This window comes from Candidatus Arsenophonus triatominarum (assembly GCF_001640365.1).
Lineage (GTDB): Bacteria > Pseudomonadota > Gammaproteobacteria > Enterobacterales > Enterobacteriaceae > Arsenophonus > Arsenophonus triatominarum.
In genome coordinates this window covers 292,644-311,047 of the sequence record NZ_LWMI01000010.1, presented here as the reverse complement: position 1 = coordinate 311,047, position 18,404 = coordinate 292,644, and the positions used below count along the sequence as shown (strand labels likewise).

The following is an 18,404-nucleotide window of genomic DNA, read 5'->3' as shown; positions in this document are numbered from 1 at the left end:
GATGACGTTTATAGCTAGCACCTAAGCAATGATATTGATGATGAGTGGGTGTTATATATAGCTAGGCGACTTAATTTTGATTACAAGGTGTGTTATGAGTTATACAATTGATTTTCGACGTAAAGTAATATCTGTAAGGAAAGCCGAAGGTTTAACAATTCGAGAAACTGCGAAACAATTCCGTATTGGAAAAGCGTCTTTAGTACGTTGGCTTAAACGACCAGAGCCAAAAAATTCAACGCCACGTAAGAGGAAGCTCGATAAAAATGCTTTAGCAAAAGATGTGGAACAGTATCCAGATGCTTACCAAAAGGAACGGGCAGAGCGATTCGGTGTTTGTAAAAAGACTATTTGGCAATCCCTTAAAAAGCTGGGATTAACCTATAAAAAAAACTCTATTCCATCCAAAAACCAACGAAAGCGACAGGCTGGCACATCAGCAAAAAAGACAACAGTATGAAAAAAAAGATAAATCTGTTGTTTTTATTGATGAAAGTGGTTTTTCACATGACACTCCACGAACTCACGGCTATTCCCCAAAAGGTCACCGTTGTTTTGGCCTGAAAAACTGGGGTGCTAAGGGAAGAACAAATGTTATTGGCGCTTTATTGGGAACAACCCTTTTTGCTATCGGATTATTTGATTGCAATATTAATCGTGATGTTTTTTATGTTTGGATCACAAAAATATTGCTCCCAGAACTTCCTGAAAATTCTGTTATTTTTATGGACAACGCTAGCTTTCACAAAGGTAAGAATATTGAACAGGCAATTATAAACGCAGGACACCAGATAGAATATTTGCCTGTGTATTCACCAGATTTAAATCCTATAGAACATAAATGGTCTCAAGCTAAACGTAAAAAGATGGAAACAGGATGCACTATCGATGACCTGTTTTTAATACATATGCTGTAATCAAAATTAAGTCGCCTAGCTATATCCGGATAACAGAGTGTTGTTTGCAGTTGATTGAGTATCGGTGTCGTCGGAATATGGCTTACTTGTCCGCGAACAGCACTAACGGGCAATTTTTCCGTTTGAGAAAATAAAGGCAGTTGATAACCATTAGCGATAATGACGGTTTTATGGGTTATTTGTTGTTGCATATCTCCTTGTTTAAATAGCAACTTCCAGCCAGCGGCAGTATTTTCAAGCTGAATAAGACGATGATTAAAATGACTTATTAAACCTTGTTGTTGCGCATATTGCCAACTATTGGATGTCAGCTCAGCTGGACATAACCAACCAGCAGCTGGATAGTAGATGCCATCATGGTTAACATCAACACCACAAATGGTTTGTAATGTTTGTCGAGTTTCATAGTGTGCAAAATCAGCTGGCCAATTTTTTGTTAATATTTGATCGATTTTTTGTCGGCTTTTTAAGTCATAAGCTAACAGCACTAAACCGTTCCAATCGTGAGCAAATGCAATGCCTAACTGTTGAAGTTGGGTGTAATAGCGTTTTGCAAAAGTAAAAGCGGTAATAAAAAAGCGTTCTAAACCATCGTGGTGACCAGTTAATAATGGATAAAGTGCGCCTTGACGATTGCCGGAAGCATTTTGTGCCACACTGGGATCTTGGCAATATAAAGTTACCTGACTTCCTCTACGTAATAAAGCAAGAGCAGTCATCATACTGGCAATACCACCGCCAATAATGGCAATATCCTCGGTTGTTGATGCGGCTTGTCGAGCGAACCAGGGTTGTGGATCAGATTGCTGATTTGCTAGTAATTGACCGGTTAGCATTTCACGTTTACGGCCAAAACCTTTGATTTTTTTTATTTGAAAACCGGCTTTTTCTAATCCACGGCGAACTATACCGGCAGAAGTAAAGGTAGCAAAAGTACAACCATCACGTCCCCAATTTGCCATTGTAGTGAACAGTTGTTCACTCCACATTTGAGGGTTTTTAGCTGGAGCAAAACCGTCTAAAAACCAACTATCTATTTTATTGAAAAAATTAGATTTTAATTGAGATAATTGTATATTTATATCGCCAAACCAGAGATCGAGAATGATTGCCCCATTTTCCATAACTATTCTATGACAACCTGGTAACGACTGAGGCCATTGTTGACAAATTTGTTTAGAAAAAGTGGCGAGTTCAGGCCAACATTGATGAACTCTTAGCAAATCAGTAATGGACAAAGGATATTTTTCAAAACTGATATAGTGTAAAAGTTGTAACTGGTTGTTAGGCGCTTGTTGGCGAAACTGAATAAATAACTGATAGACTGCCATAAAGTTTAGCCCAGTACCAAAACCAGTCTCTGCAATAACATATTGTTTTGCTGAGTGAGAGAAAAAGCGATTTGGTAACTGATTACCGGCTAAGAACACATAACGCGATTCTTCTAAACCATTTTGATTAGAATAATAGACATCACCAAAGTGTTCAGAGATAGGGATATCTTGCTCGTTCCAGCTTAATTTAGCTTGGCTTATCTCATTTGTATTCACAAAATTATCTACAATATTTTAAATAATCAGCCAATTTTAACGAATTTAACCTGAGTGCGCTAGCTATCGCAAAATATAAAAGTTAGCCAAGATAATATTTTCTACAAATTTTTACCTGATCGGACTTGTTCAGCTTACAAGTGTAAGCTAAAGTAACAGGCTAAGCTCCCAGTAAATGAATTTCGACTATGAGGTAATATAATCAATGAAGTGTGCAGTCATCACTGGTCTGGGCATTGTCTCCAGCATAGGTAACAACCAGCAAGAGGTACTGGCTTCCCTGAAAGCGGGTCGTTCTGGCATCAGGTTTTCAAAAGAATTTAAAGAAATTGGTTTACGCAGCCATGTCTGGGGTAATATTCAGCTGACGGAAGATGATATTAAACAAAAGATTGACCGCAAAATTCTTCGTTTTATGAGTGATTGCTCTATTTATGCCTACTTGGCGATGGAAGAGGCAATTCAGGACGCTAAACTGACAGAAGAGCAGATCTCAAATATTCGTACCGGTTTAGTTGCTGGTTCTGGTGGCGGTTCGCCCCGTAATCAAGTGGCTGGCTCTGATGGTATGCGTGCCAAAGGATTACGTGGTGTTGGTCCTTATATGGTGACCAAAGCAATGGCTTCTGGTGTCTCAGCTTGTTTAGCCACACCGTTTAAAATTAAGGGCGTTAATTATTCTATTAGCTCTGCTTGCTCAACTTCAGCCCACTGTATTGGCCATGCGGTTGAATTGATCCAATTAGGTAAACAGGATGTTGTTTTTGCTGGTGGAGGTGAAGAACTAAGCTGGGAATTGACCTGTGAATTTGATGCAATGGGAGCATTATCTACCAAATATAATGCAACCCCAGAAAAAGCTTCACGTACCTATGATCAGGATCGGGATGGTTTTGTGATCGCTGGTGGCGGTGGTATCGTTGTGGTAGAAGAGTTAGAGCATGCTTTGGCACGTGGAGCACATATTTGCGCTGAAATTGTTGGTTATGGAGCGACTTCAGACGGTTATGATATGGTTGCTCCGTCAGGTGAGGGTGCGGTACGGTGTATGAAAATGGCATTGGCAGATGTCAAACAGGTTGATTATATCAATACTCATGGCACTTCAACGCCAGTTGGCGATACAAAAGAGCTAGAAGCAATTACTGAAGTGTTTGGTACTAATACGCCAGCGATTTCAGCGACTAAAGCAATGACTGGCCATTCTCTGGGCGCGGCTGGGGTACATGAAGCTATTTATAGTTTGTTAATGTTAGAGCATGGATTTATTGCTCCAAGCATCAATATTGATAATTTGGATGAAAAAGCGCAAGCAATGAATATTATTACGCAACCCACTGATAAGAAATTAAATACTGTAATGTCAAATAGTTTTGGTTTTGGTGGAACTAATGCGTCGTTGGTAATGAGTAAATACCATTCATAATTATTTTACCAAAAAAAATAACCACCTACTGATAATCTATCAGTAGGTTTTTTTATTGTTTTCGATATAATTAATTGATTTAATCACGAGTTTCGCACAAAACTAATTTGGGTACGCTAATAAAACACGGATGTGCTCAGTAATAGCATTTTTGATTACGTCCCAATTTTGTTGATAAAGGGTTATTTTTTCAGATATACGGCGTTTATGTTGTTCAAACCACGCAGAAATTGCGAGAAAAATATGATTTCTTTGCGCTCGGCTCGTGCGAGCCTGACAGCGTTCAATATAGCTAGGCGACTTAATTTTGATTACAAGGTGTGTTATGAGTTATACAATTGATTTTCGACGTAAAGTAATATCTGTAAGGAAAGCCGAAGGTTTAACAATTCGAGAAACTGCGAAACAATTCCGTATTGGAAAAGCGTCTTTAGTACGTTGGCTTAAACGACCAGAGCCAAAAAATTCAACGCCACGTAAGAGGAAGCTCGATAAAAATGCTTTAGCAAAAGATGTGGAACAGTATCCAGATGCTTACCAAAAGGAACGGGCAGAGCGATTCGGTGTTTGTAAAAAGACTATTTGGCAATCCCTTAAAAAGCTGGGATTAACCTATAAAAAAAACTCTATTCCATCCAAAAACCAACGAAAGCGACAGGCTGGCACATCAGCAAAAAAGACAACAGTATGAAAAAAAAGATAAATCTGTTGTTTTTATTGATGAAAGTGGTTTTTCACATGACACTCCACGAACTCACGGCTATTCCCCAAAAGGTCACCGTTGTTTTGGCCTGAAAAACTGGGGTGCTAAGGGAAGAACAAATGTTATTGGCGCTTTATTGGGAACAACCCTTTTTGCTATCGGATTATTTGATTGCAATATTAACCGTGATGTTTTTTATGTTTGGATCACAAAAATATTGCTCCCAGAACTTCCTGAAAATTCTGTTATTTTTATGGACAACGCTAGCTTTCACAAAGGTAAGAATATTGAACAGGCAATTATAAACGCAGGACACCAGATAGAATATTTGCCTGTGTATTCACCAGATTTAAATCCTATAGAACATAAATGGTCTCAAGCTAAACGTAAAAAGATGGAAACAGGATGCACTATCGATGACCTGTTTTTAATACATATGCTGTAATCAAAATTAAGTCGCCTAGCTATAAATGGTAGCTGTGCATTTTTTCATTTAAAAATAGGACAGCGATAATGGCAGTAAATATCGGTGCCAGATTCATAAATGTTGAAGCTGTATTAGCGCCAAATCGAAATACACCCTGGATCATGAGTAGGGTGCAATTAGCGAGGCGACAATGCCGGCAAACAAGATCAAATTAATATTTGCCGCGGTAATTTCTACTGTTTTAGCCAGTAAAAAATTAGGCAATAGTAGGATCACAGCAAAGCTAAATTTGGATATAAAGTGATTGCCAATTGGGTAATGGGATTGCCCAGTGCTTGGTTAATACACCATATAGAGAATAAGAGAGAGCAGCGATAAACATGAGTAATTGCCCGCTCTTCATTCCCTGCATAAAAAATATCATTGGATTACCTTGACTGATAAGCCAGATAAGCCCAATTAAGGATAAGAGGGGACCAATTACAATACCAATGGTAGGAATAGTGCGTAGCACAAAAATGCTGAGTATCACCGTTAACAAAGGAATAACCGAATTTAATACTCCCATAAAGGTTGCGTTAACCGTGTGTGCAGCATAATAAGCCAAACTTTGGTAAAGCACCATGCCAAGGGCCCCTAAAATAAAAAGTTTCCAGCCATATTGCATCACTACTGCGCGATTTTTAACTATCCCTTTGATCATAAAAGGGGTAAGTAATAAAAACGCCAATAACCAGCGATAAAAGGAAATAGCCGCAGGGTCAATAACATTTGCAGCTGCTTTACTTACGACTGCATTAATTGACCATAATAAAACTGCAAAAAGGGGAAAAAGAAAATTTTTCATTATTTAGTCATATCTATCATTTGGTAATAATTTTGTTATTTTAGCATTGTCTGATTTATTATATATATTTATAATAAGGCAAACGATCCGTTCTTTCTGCCAATATTACTGTGATGGAAAAAATCAAATATATACTTGAACCAAATATTATTGAGCCAGAATCCATAGTTTTTCGTAATAATGAATTGTTAGGTGATACTGAGTGTAAATTACATCGCCATAACTTTGGCCAATTAATTTATGTGGTTAAAGGTATTATAGAGATGCAAGTTGCTGCTCAGCATTATATTGCTCCGCCGGAATTTTGTATCTGGATCCCAAGCGGTGTTGAACATGCCACTTACAACAAAAAAAGTGTTAAGTTTAATATATTAGATAATTCTCGACACTCAGTCATGTTCTGTGTAAAAAACCGTGTATTATTCGTCAAACAGCTATTTTCATACCATATTATTAGATTTTTATGCACGTCAGATAAGCCAACCAAAGACCGTAGAAGATATGCGCTTAGCCAATGTTTTGATTGATCAATTAAAACGTTCACCTATTCAAAAAACCTATTTACCTGCCAGTAAGGATAAATTTTTAGCGCCTATTTTAGCGCAATTACAGCAAAATCCAGCCGATAATACCGCTTTAGCTATATGGGCCAAGCGGGTATATACCTCAACCTTGTCACACCGTTGTCAGCAGGAACTGGGGATGCCATTTAGTGAATGGCGCCAGCGATTACGTTTTTTACATGCCATAATGAAATTAGAACAAGGTAATAGTGTCCATCAGTTGGCTTTTGATGTCGGCTATAGTTCCTCATCGGCTTTTATTACCATGTTTCAGCAGATTTCAGGCACAACACCAGAACGTTTTCGACAAAAAAGTGACGGTGATTAAACCGGTTGTTAGGATTTATTTCATTAACATGGCAAAATAGCAACTTGTTACCTTATCGAATAGTAAAAAATGATGGGTTAATTTTGATAAATATAACTGGGCATTAAATAAGTGAAAATATTGGTTGATGAAAATATGCCTTACGCAACACAATTGTTTCAAACAATGGGTGAAGTCAAGGCAGTTTCTGGGCGTTCAATCTCATCGTCAGAGCTAGCAACAACGGATGCTTTAATGGTGCGTTCTGTTACTCAAGTCAACGAAGCATTACTTAAAGAGAGTAAGGTAAAATTTGTTGGTACTGCAACGGCCGGATTTGATCATGTTGATAGGCAATGGTTAGCGCAAGCGGGCATCGCTTTTTCTGCCGCACCGGGTTGTAATGCGACAGCTGTGGTAGAGTATGTTTTTTCCGCTTTATTGGTACTGGCTGAACGTGATTGCTTTGATTTGCGAGAAAAAACAGTCGGTATTGTTGGGGTTGGTAATGTTGGCAATCGTCTTAATGCGCGTTTAAAGGCTTGGGGTGTGAATACGTTACTTTGTGATCCACCTCGTGCAGACGCTGCCGATAATAGTGAGCAATTTTGGCCACTGGAAAAATTAGTTAGTCAGGCGGATATTTTAACTTTTCATACCCCGCTAAATAAATCTGGCCGTTATTCATCTTATCATTTATTAAATGAAGAGTTGCTTGCAGCTATGCCTGCAGGACGTATTTTACTAAATACTAGCCGCGGATCAGTTGTTGATAATCAGGCATTGTTAACAGCCTTAGAAAATGGTAAGAAAATCGACGTTATATTAGATGTTTGGCAACATGAACCCGCTATTTCCCTACCTTTGTTAGTTAAAGCTAGAATTGGCACGCCACATATTGCTGGCTATTCTCTGGAAGGTAAAGCACGCGGTACCAGCCAGATTTTTGCCGCATTTAGCCAGTTTTTAGGCCAAGAACAGCAAATTAAAATCGCTGATTTATTACCTAGTGCAGAGTTTAATGAAATTACTTTTAGCGGTGAATTAACGCAGGCAAGTTTAAAACGTTTAGTGCATTTAGCTTATGATGTCCGTCGTGATGATGCGCCATTAAGAAAAATTGCCCATCTTGCTGGCCAATTTGATCATCTGCGTAAATATTATCCAGAACGGCGTGAATGGTCATCTCTTAAGGTGAGTTGTAATGATGTCGATGCCGCGAATGCACTAAAAATGCTAGGCTTCAATACCAAATTAATTTGATTAAACATGCTAATGAAATTGGATAAAACCAACATGACAGAAGGTTGGAATATTGCACTATTAGGTGCTACCGGTGCGGTCGGAGAGGCCGCATTGAGTTTATTACAAGAACGTCAGTTTCCTATTGGTGAGTTATTTCTATTAGCCAGTGAAAATAGTGCGGGAGAAAGCATTCGTTTTAATGGCAAGCAATATACGGTTATTGATGCTCAATTATTTGACTGGACACAGGCGCAATTAGCTTTTTTTGTTGCTGGTAAAGAAGTGTCTGCTCGTTATGCAGAGCAAGCAGCACAAGACGGTTGTATTGTCATTGATAGTAGTGGTTTATTTGCGCTGGAGCCAGATATTCCATTAGTCGTGCGGAGCGTTAATCCTCATCTATTGGCTAATTATCGTAACCGTAATATTATTGCCATCGCTGATAGTTATGTCAGTCAATTGTTGGTCGCCGTTAAACCGCTAATTAATGTTGCCGGCATTCATCGTTTAATTTTAACCAATTTGTTTTCAGTTTCGGTGCATGGCAAAAGTGCAGTGGATGAATTGGCAGGTCAAAGTGCCCGATTATTAAACGGTTTACCCGTTGATAATGAACGTTTTATTAAGCAGCTAGCATTTAATCTATTACCATTATCAAGTGATGATGAAGGCTCTGCACCACAAGAGCGCAGTTTAGTTGATCAAGTGCGTAAAATTTTACAAAACGATGGGTTATCCATTATTGTCAGTTGCTTACAAGCACCGGTTTTTTATGGCAATGCTCAAGTGGTTCATGTGGAAACATTACGTCCAATGACCGTACAAGAAGCCTGGCAAGAAATTGCTCAATTTGATGATATTGAGCTAGTTTGTGAAGATGATTTTCCAACTCAAGTAACAGATGCTTCAGGTAGTGATCGATTAAGTATTGGTTGTATGCGTAATGATTATGGTGCACCTGAGATATTACAGTTTTGGTCGGTTGCCGATAATACCCGATTTGGTGGTGCTCGAATGTTAATAGAAACTGCGGAGCGATTAGTGCAGGAGCAATATTATTAATGTTGGAGAAGCAACCCCCTTTGTCGATGTCTAAAATTGCGTTAGGCATTGAGTATGATGGTAGCCATTATTATGGCTGGCAGCGTCAACGACAGGTAAAAAGTATTCAAGCTTGTTTGGAGTTCGCGCTAACAAAAGTTGCAAATGAATTTATCCACGTTTATTGCGCCGGACGCACTGATGCAGGTGTACATGCTACTGGTCAGGTTATCCATTTTGAAACATCTGTCATACGTAAAGATTCTGCCTGGACGATGGGGGTTAATAGTTACTTACCATCCGACATTGCAGTACAGTGGTGCAAAATTGTTGAGCCAGATTTTCATGCTCGTTTTTCTGCCACCGCGCGTCGATATCGCTATATTATTTTCAATCATCGACTTCGACCTGCGATATTAGCCGCAGGCGTAACGCATTACCATGCCCCCTTAGATGCGGAAAAAATGCATCTTGCCGCTCAGGCATTGGTTGGAGAGCGGGATTTTTCTACATTTAGGGCTATTCAGTGCCAATCTAAATCACCTTGGCGTAATATAAAGCATGTTCATGTCAACCGTTATGGTGACTATATTGTGGTTGATATTAAAGCTAATGCCTTTGTTCATCATATGGTACGCAATATTGTTGGTAGTTTGCTTGCAGTAGGGTGCGGTGATCAGGATATTAGTTGGATAGCAGAGCTTTTAGCATTGAAAGATAGAACAAAAGCGGCGGCGACTGCAAAAGCAGAGGGGCTCTATTTAGTTGCTGTCGATTATCCGGCAAAATATAATTTACCTCAACGATCGTAGGACCGCTTTTTTTACCAGAATAATGAATTTAATTTTGAGTTTAATTACACAGCGCTGAAGCTGTCAACTGTTGGATTTTTTATGGAATTTATTACTTTTATTATTGATTTTATTATACACATCGATCTTCATTTAGCTGAGCTGGTTGCTGAATATGGCATTTGGCTATATGCCATTCTATTTTTGATAGTATTTTGTGAAACTGGATTAATTGTTACGCCTTTTTTACCGGGTGACTCCCTATTATTTGTTGCTGGGGCATTAACGGCACTGGAGAGCAATGATCTTAATGTTCATTTAATGGTAGTATTAATAATTATTGCCGCAATTATTGGTGATGCGGTTAATTATACTATTGGTCGTTTATTCGGCGAACGCCTATTTAGCGATCCTAATTCAAAAATTTTTCGACGGGTTTATTTGGAAAAAACACACCAATTTTATGAAAAACATGGTGGTAAAGCGATTATTTTAGCTAGATTTATACCTATCATTAGAACGTTTGCTCCATTTGTAGCAGGGATGGGAAAAATGTCATATCGGCATTTTGCTTTTTATAATGTGGCAGGGGCTTTAATATGGGTTCTATTATTTACTTATGCGGGTTACTTTTTTGGTGATTTGCCAATTGTTCAGCAGAATTTAAAATTATTAATTGTGGCAATTATTTTAATTTCTATTCTGCCGGGTATTATTGAGATTTGGCGCCATCGTCGATAATCAATAAAAGAAAAATAGGTTGTTAAACAAAAAAATAGATAGTCATTAGCAGGTTTGATCAGTTTTTTTATCCACTATGCTTTGTCATTGTGGTTTAATGATTAACATAATAATGAGACTGATAATGTAATTTCAGACAGAAAGGTCTATTAATGAGTTGGATTGAAAAGATTCTTAATAAAAGCAATATTAGCCAGACCCGTAAAGCGAATATCCCTGAAGGGGTTTGGACAAAATGTGATAGCTGCGGACAAGTACTCTATCGCGCTGAATTAGAAAGTAATTTAGCCGTATGTCCAAAATGTGATCATCATATGCGTATTTCGGCCCGTCAACGTCTGGCCTCTTTTCTTGATGAAGGAACCACGGCTGAATTAGGTAGTGAATTAGAGCCGAAAGATATTTTAAAATTTCGTGATTCAAAGAAATACAAAGATCGCATATCAGCAGCACAAAAAGCGACACATGAAAAAGATGCTTTAATCGTGATGAAAGGCACGCTTAAAGGTATGCCGGTCATTGTAGCCGCTTTTGAATTTGCTTTTATGGGCGGCTCAATGGCTTCAGTTGTTGGTGCACGTTTTGTGCGTGCGGTAGAGCAAGCACTGGAAGATAATTGTCCGTTAGTTTGTTTTTCTGCCAGTGGCGGTGCTCGCATGCAAGAAGCATTAATGTCCTTGATGCAAATGGCAAAGACCAATGCGGCACTGGCGAAGATGCAGGAACGAGGGCTTCCCTATATCTCAGTACTTACCGATCCAACTATGGGCGGTGTATCAGCAAGTTTAGGCATGTTAGGCGATATTAATGTTGCCGAACCTAAAGCGTTAATCGGCTTTGCTGGTCCTCGGGTTATTGAGCAAACGGTACATGAAAAATTACCACCAGGTTTTCAGCGCAGTGAATTTCTGATTGAAAAAGGTGCGATTGATATGATTGTCAGGAGGCCTGAAATGAGGGACAAATTAGCCGAAATACTGGCTATGCTCACTCATCAAACCGTTCAAGATGCAAGTCAAATTGATGTTATTACCTTAGTTGACGATGATCTGGAGCCACCCTATCGTGAGAAACCCGAAATTGACAACAAATCAGATCAAAAATGAAAAGATATCTGAATCCTTGATGATACCAGGGGTGACCTCTTCTTTAGCTACCTGGTTAACTTATTTAACCCATCAGCATAGCAAAATTATCGATATGGGGCTTGAGCGGGTTGGTGTCGTTGCTCGACAACTGGATCTTTTATATCCCGCCTCGAAAGTCGTTACTGTTGCTGGCACTAATGGTAAAGGAACGACTTGCCATACATTGGAATCTTTTTTAATCGAAGCAGGATTAAAAGTCGGAGTTTATAGTTCTCCTCACTTGTTGGATTATACTGAGCGCGTTAGGATCCAGGGTAAGATGTTACCTGAAGCTGAATTTTGTCGGGTTTTTGCCGATATTGAATCGAAACGCGGCACAACAGCGCTGACCTATTTTGAATATGGCACCTTAGCTGCTTTACAGTTATTTAAACAAGCTAAACTTGATGTGGTTATTTTAGAAGTCGGTTTGGGTGGACGGTTAGATGCAACCAATATCATTGATGCGGATATTGCTGCTATCACTAGCATTGCATTGGATCACATTGGCTGGCTTGGTGGTGATCGTGAGCAGATTGGCTACGAAAAAGCCGGTATTTTTCGCTCAGGACGTTATGCGGTTGTGGGTGAACCGGATATGCCGCAGTCGATTAATGAAGTGGCTCAAACCTTAGGGGCAAAGTTATTTCGTTGCGGGGTAGATTGGCAATTTGAGCTACAAAATGATCATTGGCATTGGCGATCCCATGATCACGATTTTAAACAGTTACCTATGCCAAATGTCCCACTGGCCAATGCTGCAACGGCATTGGCAATTATTGATTGTTTAATCAAACAGGATGATGCCATTGGTCAGGCGATATCATTGCCAGCTATTCAGCAGGGATTGATTAAGGCGAAATTACCAGGACGTTTTCAAATTATCTGCGAGCAACCTTGTGTAATTTTAGATGTTGCGCACAATCCCCATGCGGCAGCTTATTTAGCCGATAGACTGGCTCGCTTACCCAGGCAGAAAAATACTAAAGTTCATGCCGTTGTAGCGATGTTAGCCGATAAAGATATAAAAAGTACTTTATCTTATTTGGCTGCGCAGGTTGATAAATGGTATCTCGCTTCATTAAGTGGGATACGCGGTGCCGATGCAGCCCAATTAGCGCAGTATGTTGAATCGCCATACCAATTTGTGACGGTTAAAGATGCCTGGTTGCAGGCTATGGCCGAGGCTGACAAACAGGACATTGTGTTGGTTTGTGGCTCATTTCATACTGTTGCAGAGGTTATGGAACTGCAGACAAAAGAGGAAAGTTTAAGTGGCCAGTAAGTTTCAAAACCGTTTGGTGGGAACGATTGTTATTGTTGCAGTTGGTGTTATTGTATTACCCATATTATTGGATGGTAATAAGAAATATAATGAGACTGAATTTGCAGCGATCCCTTTGGTGCCTAAAGCCAGCGATGAATATGAAATTGAACCTATTGCGCCGATTAATCCGAAGCCACTAGCGACATCTTCAGAGAGCGCTGCAGAAGCCATGATTTCTGAGGTCATTTCTGATTCGAAGGCCAAATCAGCAGATAGTCTGTCTGCTCAACAACAAGCAAAGTCTAAACCAGCTGTCAAAGTTGAAAAACCCACGCTAGTGCCAGAACATATCACTAAGTCAAATGAGAAAACTCAAGCACCGCAGGCGCGGGCTTATGTTATTCAGTTGGCGGTGCTGAAAAATGCAGCAAAAGTGGAAGAGATTATTGCCAAATTACGTTTATCTGGCTACCAGGTTTACACCGAGCCATCATTACCAATTAATGGTCAATTGACTCGAATTTTTGTTGGCCCAAATGCTTCGAGAGATAAATTGCGATCCAGTTTGTCGGAATTGAAAGATTTAACCGGCTTACAGGGGCAAATACGCGGTTATAAACCGTAAAATGGGTATGTACTAATAGATAAAACATATTGATACTAAACAGTTATATTAATTATTTCTGCGGCGATCATTATTTGTCTTTTCGCCGCAATTTATTGCTACTTTTCAGCAAAATATCTAACTCAAACGTTTTCGTTTTCTGCTAGAATGCGTTCGACCATGCTGAATGTTTAATTTTTTGGATTAAAATTATGGTTTGGATTGATTACGCTATTATTGCCATTATTGGCTTTTCGGCCTTGGTTAGTTTAATTCGTGGTTTTGTACGAGAAGCTTTGTCACTTATTACTTGGGGTTGTGCTTTTTTTGTTGCCAGCCAATTTTATCCTTATCTGGCGACTTATCTCACCCGCTTAGATGACGCGCTGATTAGAAATGGTATTGCAATTGCAATTTTATTTATCGCCACTTTAATTGTGGGTGCGGTAGTCAATTATGTGATTAGCTCGTTAGTTGAGCGAACAGGATTATCAGGTACTGATCGCGTGTTAGGCGTCTGTTTTGGTGTATTACGCGGTATATTAATTGTGTCGGCAATCCTGTTTTTCTTGGATACTTTTACACCCTTGCCAAAAAGTGAAGATTGGCAACGTTCTGAATTGATACCCCAATTTAGTCATATTATTAGATGGTTTTTTGATTATTTAAAAAATGCGTCAAGTTTTTTACCTGAAAATATCACTCCGTTTGGTTGATGAGGAAAAAGTAGATGTGCGGTATTGTCGGTATTGCTGGTTTTACACCAGTTAACCAATCAATTTATGATGCGCTAACAGTGCTTCAACATCGTGGGCAAGATGCTGCAGGTATTGCAACAATTGATGAAAATAAACAATTTCGCCTACGTAAATCAAATGGCTTAGTAAAAGATGTATTTGCTGCCCGCCATATGCTGCGTTTGCGGGGTAAAATGGGAATTGGCCATGTGCGTTACCCAACCGCGGGTAGCTCCAGCGTTTCCGAAGCGCAACCTTTTTATGTTAATTCTCCTTTTGGCATTACATTGACCCATAATGGTAATTTGACAAATGCACATGAATTAAGAAAAACGTTATTTGAAACGGCCCGTCGTCATGTAAATACTTCTTCAGATTCAGAAATCTTGCTCAATGTCCTTGCCCATGAATTGGATCAATTTGATCATTTTCCGCTGACTGCAGAAGATATTTTTACCGCTATAGCTGCGATGCATAACAAAGTTCGTGGCGCTTATGCTTGTGTTGCAATGATTATTGGCCATGGTTTAGTGGCGTTTCGTGACCCATTTGGCATCCGCCCTCTGGTGCTTGGTAAGCGCACATTGGAAGACGGTCAAAATGAGTACATGGTTGCTTCGGAAAGTGTCGCTTTAGATACCCTTGGTTTTGAGTTCTTGCGTGATGTCGCGCCCGGTGAAGCGATTTATATTACTGAACAGGGAGAACTTTACAGCCGGCAATGTGCAGAAAATCCACAATTAACCCCTTGTTTGTTTGAGTTCGTCTATTTAGCCAGACCAGATTCTTTTATCGATAAGATATCGGTTAATAAAGCTCGTTTGCGGATGGGGCAAAAATTGGGCGCAAAAATTGCCCGTCAATGGCAGGATTTAGATATTGATGTTGTGATTCCGATCCCTGAAACATCTTGTGATAGCGCACTGGAAATAGCTTATATTTTGGGTAAACCCTATCGTCAAGGTTTTGTTAAAAATCGTTATGTGGGTCGCACTTTTATCATGCCGGGGCAGCAGGCGAGACGCCAGTCGGTACGTCGTAAACTAAATGTCAATCGAGCCGAATTCCGTGGTAAAAATGTTTTATTAGTTGATGACTCTATTGTGCGCGGAACAACCTCTGAACAAATTGTTGAGTTAGCACGCGAAGCTGGGGCAAAAAAGGTCTATTTTGCTTCGGCATCACCAGAAGTTCGTTTTCCAAATGTTTATGGTATTGATATGCCGTCCGCTAATGAATTGATTGCCCATGGGCGTGAAGTGGATGAAATTCGTCAACTTATTGGTGCGGATGATTTAATTTTTCAGGATCTTACTGATCTGATTGCCGCAGTTAGGGAGGAAAATCCCGATATCACCACTTTCGAGTGTTCGGTTTTTAATGGGGTTTATGTTACCAAGGATATTGATCAAGCTTATCTGGATTATCTGGAAAATCTGCGTAAGGACGATCAGTTAAAAGAACATGATGAGATTGAAAATTTGGAAATTTACAACGAAGGCTAACTTGTTGTTATCGTTTGAATTAAGTTAGACTTTAACGGATATAGTTAAGCTGACAATACTGAAATCTATTTTATCGTTATTATTGAGCAAAAATGATGCAAAGAATAATTATCGGATTGACAGGCGCTAGTGGTGCAATTTACGGTATTCGTTTACTTGAGTTTTTATGTTCTGTTGCTGAGGTTGAAACACATTTAATTGTCAGTTCAGCAGCTAAGCAAACTATAGCGCTGGAGACCTCTTATCGCCTACGCGATGTTCAAGCAATGGCAGATGTTGTCTATGAAGATAGAGACATTGCTGCGGCGATTTCTTCTGGTTCATTTATTACCTCCGGTATGATTATTATTCCGTGTTCAATAAAAACGTTATCTGGTATTGCCAATAGTTATAACGATACATTAATTACGCGGGCGGCTGATGTGGTTTTAAAAGAGAAGCGTAAATTAATCTTGGGTGTTAGGGAAACACCTTTACATCTAGGTCATTTGAGATTAATGATGAATGTCATAGAGATTGGAGCGATAATTTTTCCACCGATGCCAGCCTTTTATCATCAGCCAGAAACCGTACAGGATATTGTCGATCAAACTGTCAATCGAATATTAGATCAATATGGTATCACCTTACCACAAACCTTATTTACTCGTTGGAAAGGTATTAAGTAATGGTCTCTTGCGACGTAGTTAACAGTAATGACTCGAGTGCTTCTTTTAATTCAATATAGTGAAATTTAAATCCAGCTTCTTCAAGACGCTTTGGAATCGCTTGTTGCCCACCTAACATTAATGCTGCAGATTCGCCCATAATCGATTTAATAACAAATTCTGGCGTTCTAATCAGTGCCGGACGATTAAGTACTTCGGCCAGTATTGCACTGAACTGATTATTATGCACGGGGTAGGGTGAAGTAATATTAAACGCACCAGATAATGAAGGTGACTCAAGCAGGTAATTAATCGCATTGACGACGTCATCAATATGGATCCAGGGAATATATTGTTTGCCTTTGCCGATTGGTCCGCCTAATCCGGCTTTAAATATCGGTAACAATTTCTTCAGTACACCGCCTTCTTTTGCCAGTACCACTCCGGTTCGTAGCAAACAAACGCGTGTTTTATCACTTTCTGCTTGTAATGCCAATGATTCCCATTTTTGGCATAGCTGGTGAGTGAATTCGGCATGTGGCATATCGGATTCAGTGACAACGCTTTGTCCCTGATCACCATAATAGCCAACCGCTGAACCAGAAATAAACGTTTTTGGTGGTTTTTTACTGTCTTTGATCAGTTGGCTTAAGCGTTCTGTCATTTTCCAGCGGCTTTCACACAGAATTATTTTTTGTTCCTTAGTCCATGGTTTATTTGCAATAGGTCCACCGGCAAGATTGATAATGGCATCGAAACCATCAAGATTATTAATCTCATTTAAGCTTGTCAGACAATCAACATGTCGACCAAATAGGGTGTAAACTTTTTGGCATGATCGACTCAATACGGTGATAGTGTGGGAATGTATAACCAGTTGTTGAACAAGTCTTGAGCCAATTAAGCCGGTACTGCCAGTAATAAAAATCCGCATTCTCACTCCGTGGTTTTCAATAACGATATAAGTAACTATAGCATTGATATTTAAAGAAACAGCAGATCATTAGACTGTGAGTACAATCAATAAACTGGCTAGTAAAATTGTCGCCGATTTGTTGTTTAAAAAATTTCATTAAATTTGGCTAATTGATATTATTTAGCACTTTAAATGTTACTCTTTAGTTAGTTTATTGATTAATTAAAACTAAAAAAATGAAATAGTGGGTTACATAATAATCATGTATTCATATTTCTTGTAAGACTATTAAATCAATTCTAAAAATCATATTAGCTAAGCTTATTTATTTTAATTTTTTATGAAAAGAGATTTATATTCATCAATAAATTAATTTTAACAATAAGTTGTTATTTTACACATTGCTAATATATTAACATTAAAGGTAAGATAATAGCAATATTTTAACGCCTAAGAATTTTAAAAATTTTTAACAAAAAATTAACTTATTTTTGAATAGAATAACGCTGTGAAAATAAATAATTTTTCCATTTTTAGGCGTGATTGCTGTTTGTAAACAGAGTGACATGATGTTTTGATGAGCAATATGAGGTGATTTTGTGCAATTGAGCATATTTTAAATATAGCTCCCCTTACCCCAAAACGGGGACATACCGCATTCGGGCAATATCTAAAGCATGATCAACAAATTGAGCTAACCTCAATCCTTCGATAAAACGAGAAAATCGCATCCTGCCACCACAAAGAATGCAACTAAACAGATCTACACCTAAAAACCGCTGGCTTAGCAATGCAAAAGGAACAGACACTTTTTTTTTGAATGCCGATTGTCCGACGGCTTTTCTAACAATATCGAGTAATTTTCCAACCACCCGATTTGCCAAAAAACAAAAATAACGGATCATCCGAAAATGTTTCTCGGGGATCTGTTTGATAAGCCGTAAAATTAATTCTTTCTGCGATAAATCCAGATTTTTGTAATGGCCACGAGTTTCGCAATCTCCAAAAAAAAGTATAAAGTTCAAAACAAGAAAAAATTAGAG

At 38.9% G+C, this 18,404-nt stretch carries 17 protein-coding genes and 4 pseudogenes; 16 read left to right on the top strand and 5 right to left on the bottom strand.

The window, feature by feature from the left end; genetic code table 11:
• The first annotated feature begins 94 nt into the window (after positions 1 to 94).
• Both AYJ55_RS09955 and AYJ55_RS25670 read left to right on the top strand, forming a co-directional pair.
• Positions 95 to 460 (top strand): IS630 transposase-related protein, encoded by a 366-nt coding sequence (locus tag AYJ55_RS09955; RefSeq protein WP_063653415.1) that lies wholly within the window; start codon positions 95 to 97, stop codon positions 458 to 460.
• Positions 384 to 917, top strand: coding sequence for an IS630 family transposase (locus AYJ55_RS25670; RefSeq protein WP_162505291.1), 534 nt, complete (start codon positions 384 to 386; stop codon positions 915 to 917). The genes AYJ55_RS09955 and AYJ55_RS25670 overlap by 77 nt, the downstream gene beginning before the upstream one ends.
• On the opposite strand, the gene mnmC is transcribed toward AYJ55_RS25670, so the two are convergent.
• Positions 848 to 2,467 (bottom strand): bifunctional tRNA (5-methylaminomethyl-2-thiouridine)(34)-methyltransferase MnmC2/FAD-dependent 5-carboxymethylaminomethyl-2-thiouridine(34) oxidoreductase MnmC1, encoded by a 1,620-nt coding sequence (mnmC, locus tag AYJ55_RS09950; RefSeq protein WP_063655969.1) that lies wholly within the window; start codon positions 2,465 to 2,467, stop codon positions 848 to 850. The two genes, AYJ55_RS25670 and mnmC, sit on opposite strands and share 70 nt — an antisense overlap.
• A gap of 205 nt (positions 2,468 to 2,672) precedes the next feature.
• Between mnmC and fabB the strand changes: the two genes are divergently transcribed.
• Entirely contained in the window at positions 2,673 to 3,893 is a 1,221-nt protein-coding gene (gene fabB / locus AYJ55_RS09945; protein WP_063655967.1) for a beta-ketoacyl-ACP synthase I, read from the top strand.
• Positions 3,894 to 3,995: 102 nt separating this feature from the next.
• Here the strand turns inward: fabB and AYJ55_RS35855 are convergent.
• Positions 3,996 to 4,187 (bottom strand): annotated as a pseudogene (locus tag AYJ55_RS35855) (IS701 family transposase); the annotation flags it as partial.
• A 31-nt stretch (positions 4,188 to 4,218) separates the two neighbouring features.
• On the opposite strand from AYJ55_RS35855, the gene AYJ55_RS09940 reads away from it, so the two are divergent.
• Together AYJ55_RS09940 and AYJ55_RS09935 are read left to right on the top strand one after the other, a co-directional pair.
• The gene (locus AYJ55_RS09940) at positions 4,219 to 4,584 is read left to right on the top strand and encodes an IS630 transposase-related protein (protein ID WP_063653415.1); all 366 of its coding nucleotides are present in this window, start codon (positions 4,219 to 4,221) and stop codon (positions 4,582 to 4,584) included.
• Entirely contained in the window at positions 4,508 to 5,041 is a 534-nt protein-coding gene (locus AYJ55_RS09935) for an IS630 family transposase (protein WP_162505291.1), read from the top strand. Before AYJ55_RS09940 ends, AYJ55_RS09935 begins: the two co-directional genes overlap by 77 nt.
• A gap of 19 nt (positions 5,042 to 5,060) precedes the next feature.
• Here the strand turns inward: AYJ55_RS09935 and AYJ55_RS09930 are convergent.
• Positions 5,061 to 5,870, bottom strand: a pseudogene (locus tag AYJ55_RS09930) (DMT family transporter).
• A gap of 113 nt (positions 5,871 to 5,983) precedes the next feature.
• On the opposite strand from AYJ55_RS09930, the pseudogene AYJ55_RS35850 reads away from it, so the two are divergent.
• The 11 genes and pseudogenes from AYJ55_RS35850 (at position 5,984) to AYJ55_RS09875 (ending at position 16,466) form a co-directional block, all read left to right on the top strand.
• Positions 5,984 to 6,761 (top strand): annotated as a pseudogene (locus AYJ55_RS35850) (AraC family transcriptional regulator).
• Between the two features lie 111 nt (positions 6,762 to 6,872).
• Positions 6,873 to 8,003 (top strand): 4-phosphoerythronate dehydrogenase PdxB, encoded by a 1,131-nt coding sequence (gene pdxB, locus AYJ55_RS09920; protein WP_063655964.1) that lies wholly within the window; start codon positions 6,873 to 6,875, stop codon positions 8,001 to 8,003.
• A 33-nt stretch (positions 8,004 to 8,036) separates the two neighbouring features.
• Complete coding sequence (locus AYJ55_RS09915) at positions 8,037 to 9,047, top strand: aspartate-semialdehyde dehydrogenase (protein ID WP_063656290.1); 1,011 nt, start codon at positions 8,037 to 8,039, stop codon at positions 9,045 to 9,047.
• Positions 9,047 to 9,861 (top strand): annotated as a pseudogene (gene truA, locus AYJ55_RS09910) (tRNA pseudouridine(38-40) synthase TruA). The gene AYJ55_RS09915 and the pseudogene truA overlap by 1 nt, the downstream one beginning before the upstream one ends.
• 58 nt (positions 9,862 to 9,919) lie before the next feature.
• Positions 9,920 to 10,558, top strand: a complete 639-nt coding sequence (locus AYJ55_RS09905) for a DedA family protein (RefSeq protein ID WP_063655960.1) — start codon at positions 9,920 to 9,922, stop codon at positions 10,556 to 10,558.
• 152 nt (positions 10,559 to 10,710) lie between these two features.
• Positions 10,711 to 11,664: an acetyl-CoA carboxylase, carboxyltransferase subunit beta gene (gene accD / locus AYJ55_RS09900; protein WP_063655958.1), complete on the top strand. Its 954-nt coding sequence runs from the start codon at positions 10,711 to 10,713 to the stop codon at positions 11,662 to 11,664.
• 4 nt (positions 11,665 to 11,668) lie between these two features.
• Positions 11,669 to 12,970 carry a bifunctional tetrahydrofolate synthase/dihydrofolate synthase gene (folC, locus tag AYJ55_RS09895; RefSeq protein WP_063656289.1) on the top strand — a complete coding sequence of 434 codons (1,302 nt, stop codon included), beginning with the start codon at positions 11,669 to 11,671 and terminating at the stop codon, positions 12,968 to 12,970.
• Entirely contained in the window at positions 12,960 to 13,577 is a 618-nt protein-coding gene (locus AYJ55_RS09890) for an SPOR domain-containing protein (RefSeq protein WP_063655955.1), read from the top strand. Before folC ends, AYJ55_RS09890 begins: the two co-directional genes overlap by 11 nt.
• A 191-nt stretch (positions 13,578 to 13,768) precedes the next feature.
• Positions 13,769 to 14,272, top strand: coding sequence for a colicin V production protein (gene cvpA / locus AYJ55_RS09885; protein ID WP_063655953.1), 504 nt, complete (start codon positions 13,769 to 13,771; stop codon positions 14,270 to 14,272).
• A 14-nt stretch (positions 14,273 to 14,286) separates the two neighbouring features.
• Entirely contained in the window at positions 14,287 to 15,798 is a 1,512-nt protein-coding gene (gene purF, locus AYJ55_RS09880; RefSeq protein ID WP_063655951.1) for an amidophosphoribosyltransferase, read from the top strand.
• 95 nt (positions 15,799 to 15,893) lie between these two features.
• Complete coding sequence (locus AYJ55_RS09875; protein WP_063655950.1) at positions 15,894 to 16,466, top strand: UbiX family flavin prenyltransferase; 573 nt, start codon at positions 15,894 to 15,896, stop codon at positions 16,464 to 16,466.
• Here the strand turns inward: AYJ55_RS09875 and AYJ55_RS09870 are convergent.
• Positions 16,459 to 17,379, bottom strand: a complete 921-nt coding sequence (locus AYJ55_RS09870; protein WP_063655947.1) for a TIGR01777 family oxidoreductase — start codon at positions 17,377 to 17,379, stop codon at positions 16,459 to 16,461. The two genes, AYJ55_RS09875 and AYJ55_RS09870, sit on opposite strands and share 8 nt — an antisense overlap.
• Before the next feature lie 614 nt (positions 17,380 to 17,993).
• Positions 17,994 to 18,386: an IS91 family transposase gene (locus tag AYJ55_RS09865; protein ID WP_063655945.1), complete on the bottom strand. Its 393-nt coding sequence runs from the start codon at positions 18,384 to 18,386 to the stop codon at positions 17,994 to 17,996.
• Positions 18,387 to 18,404 lie beyond the last annotated feature (18 nt).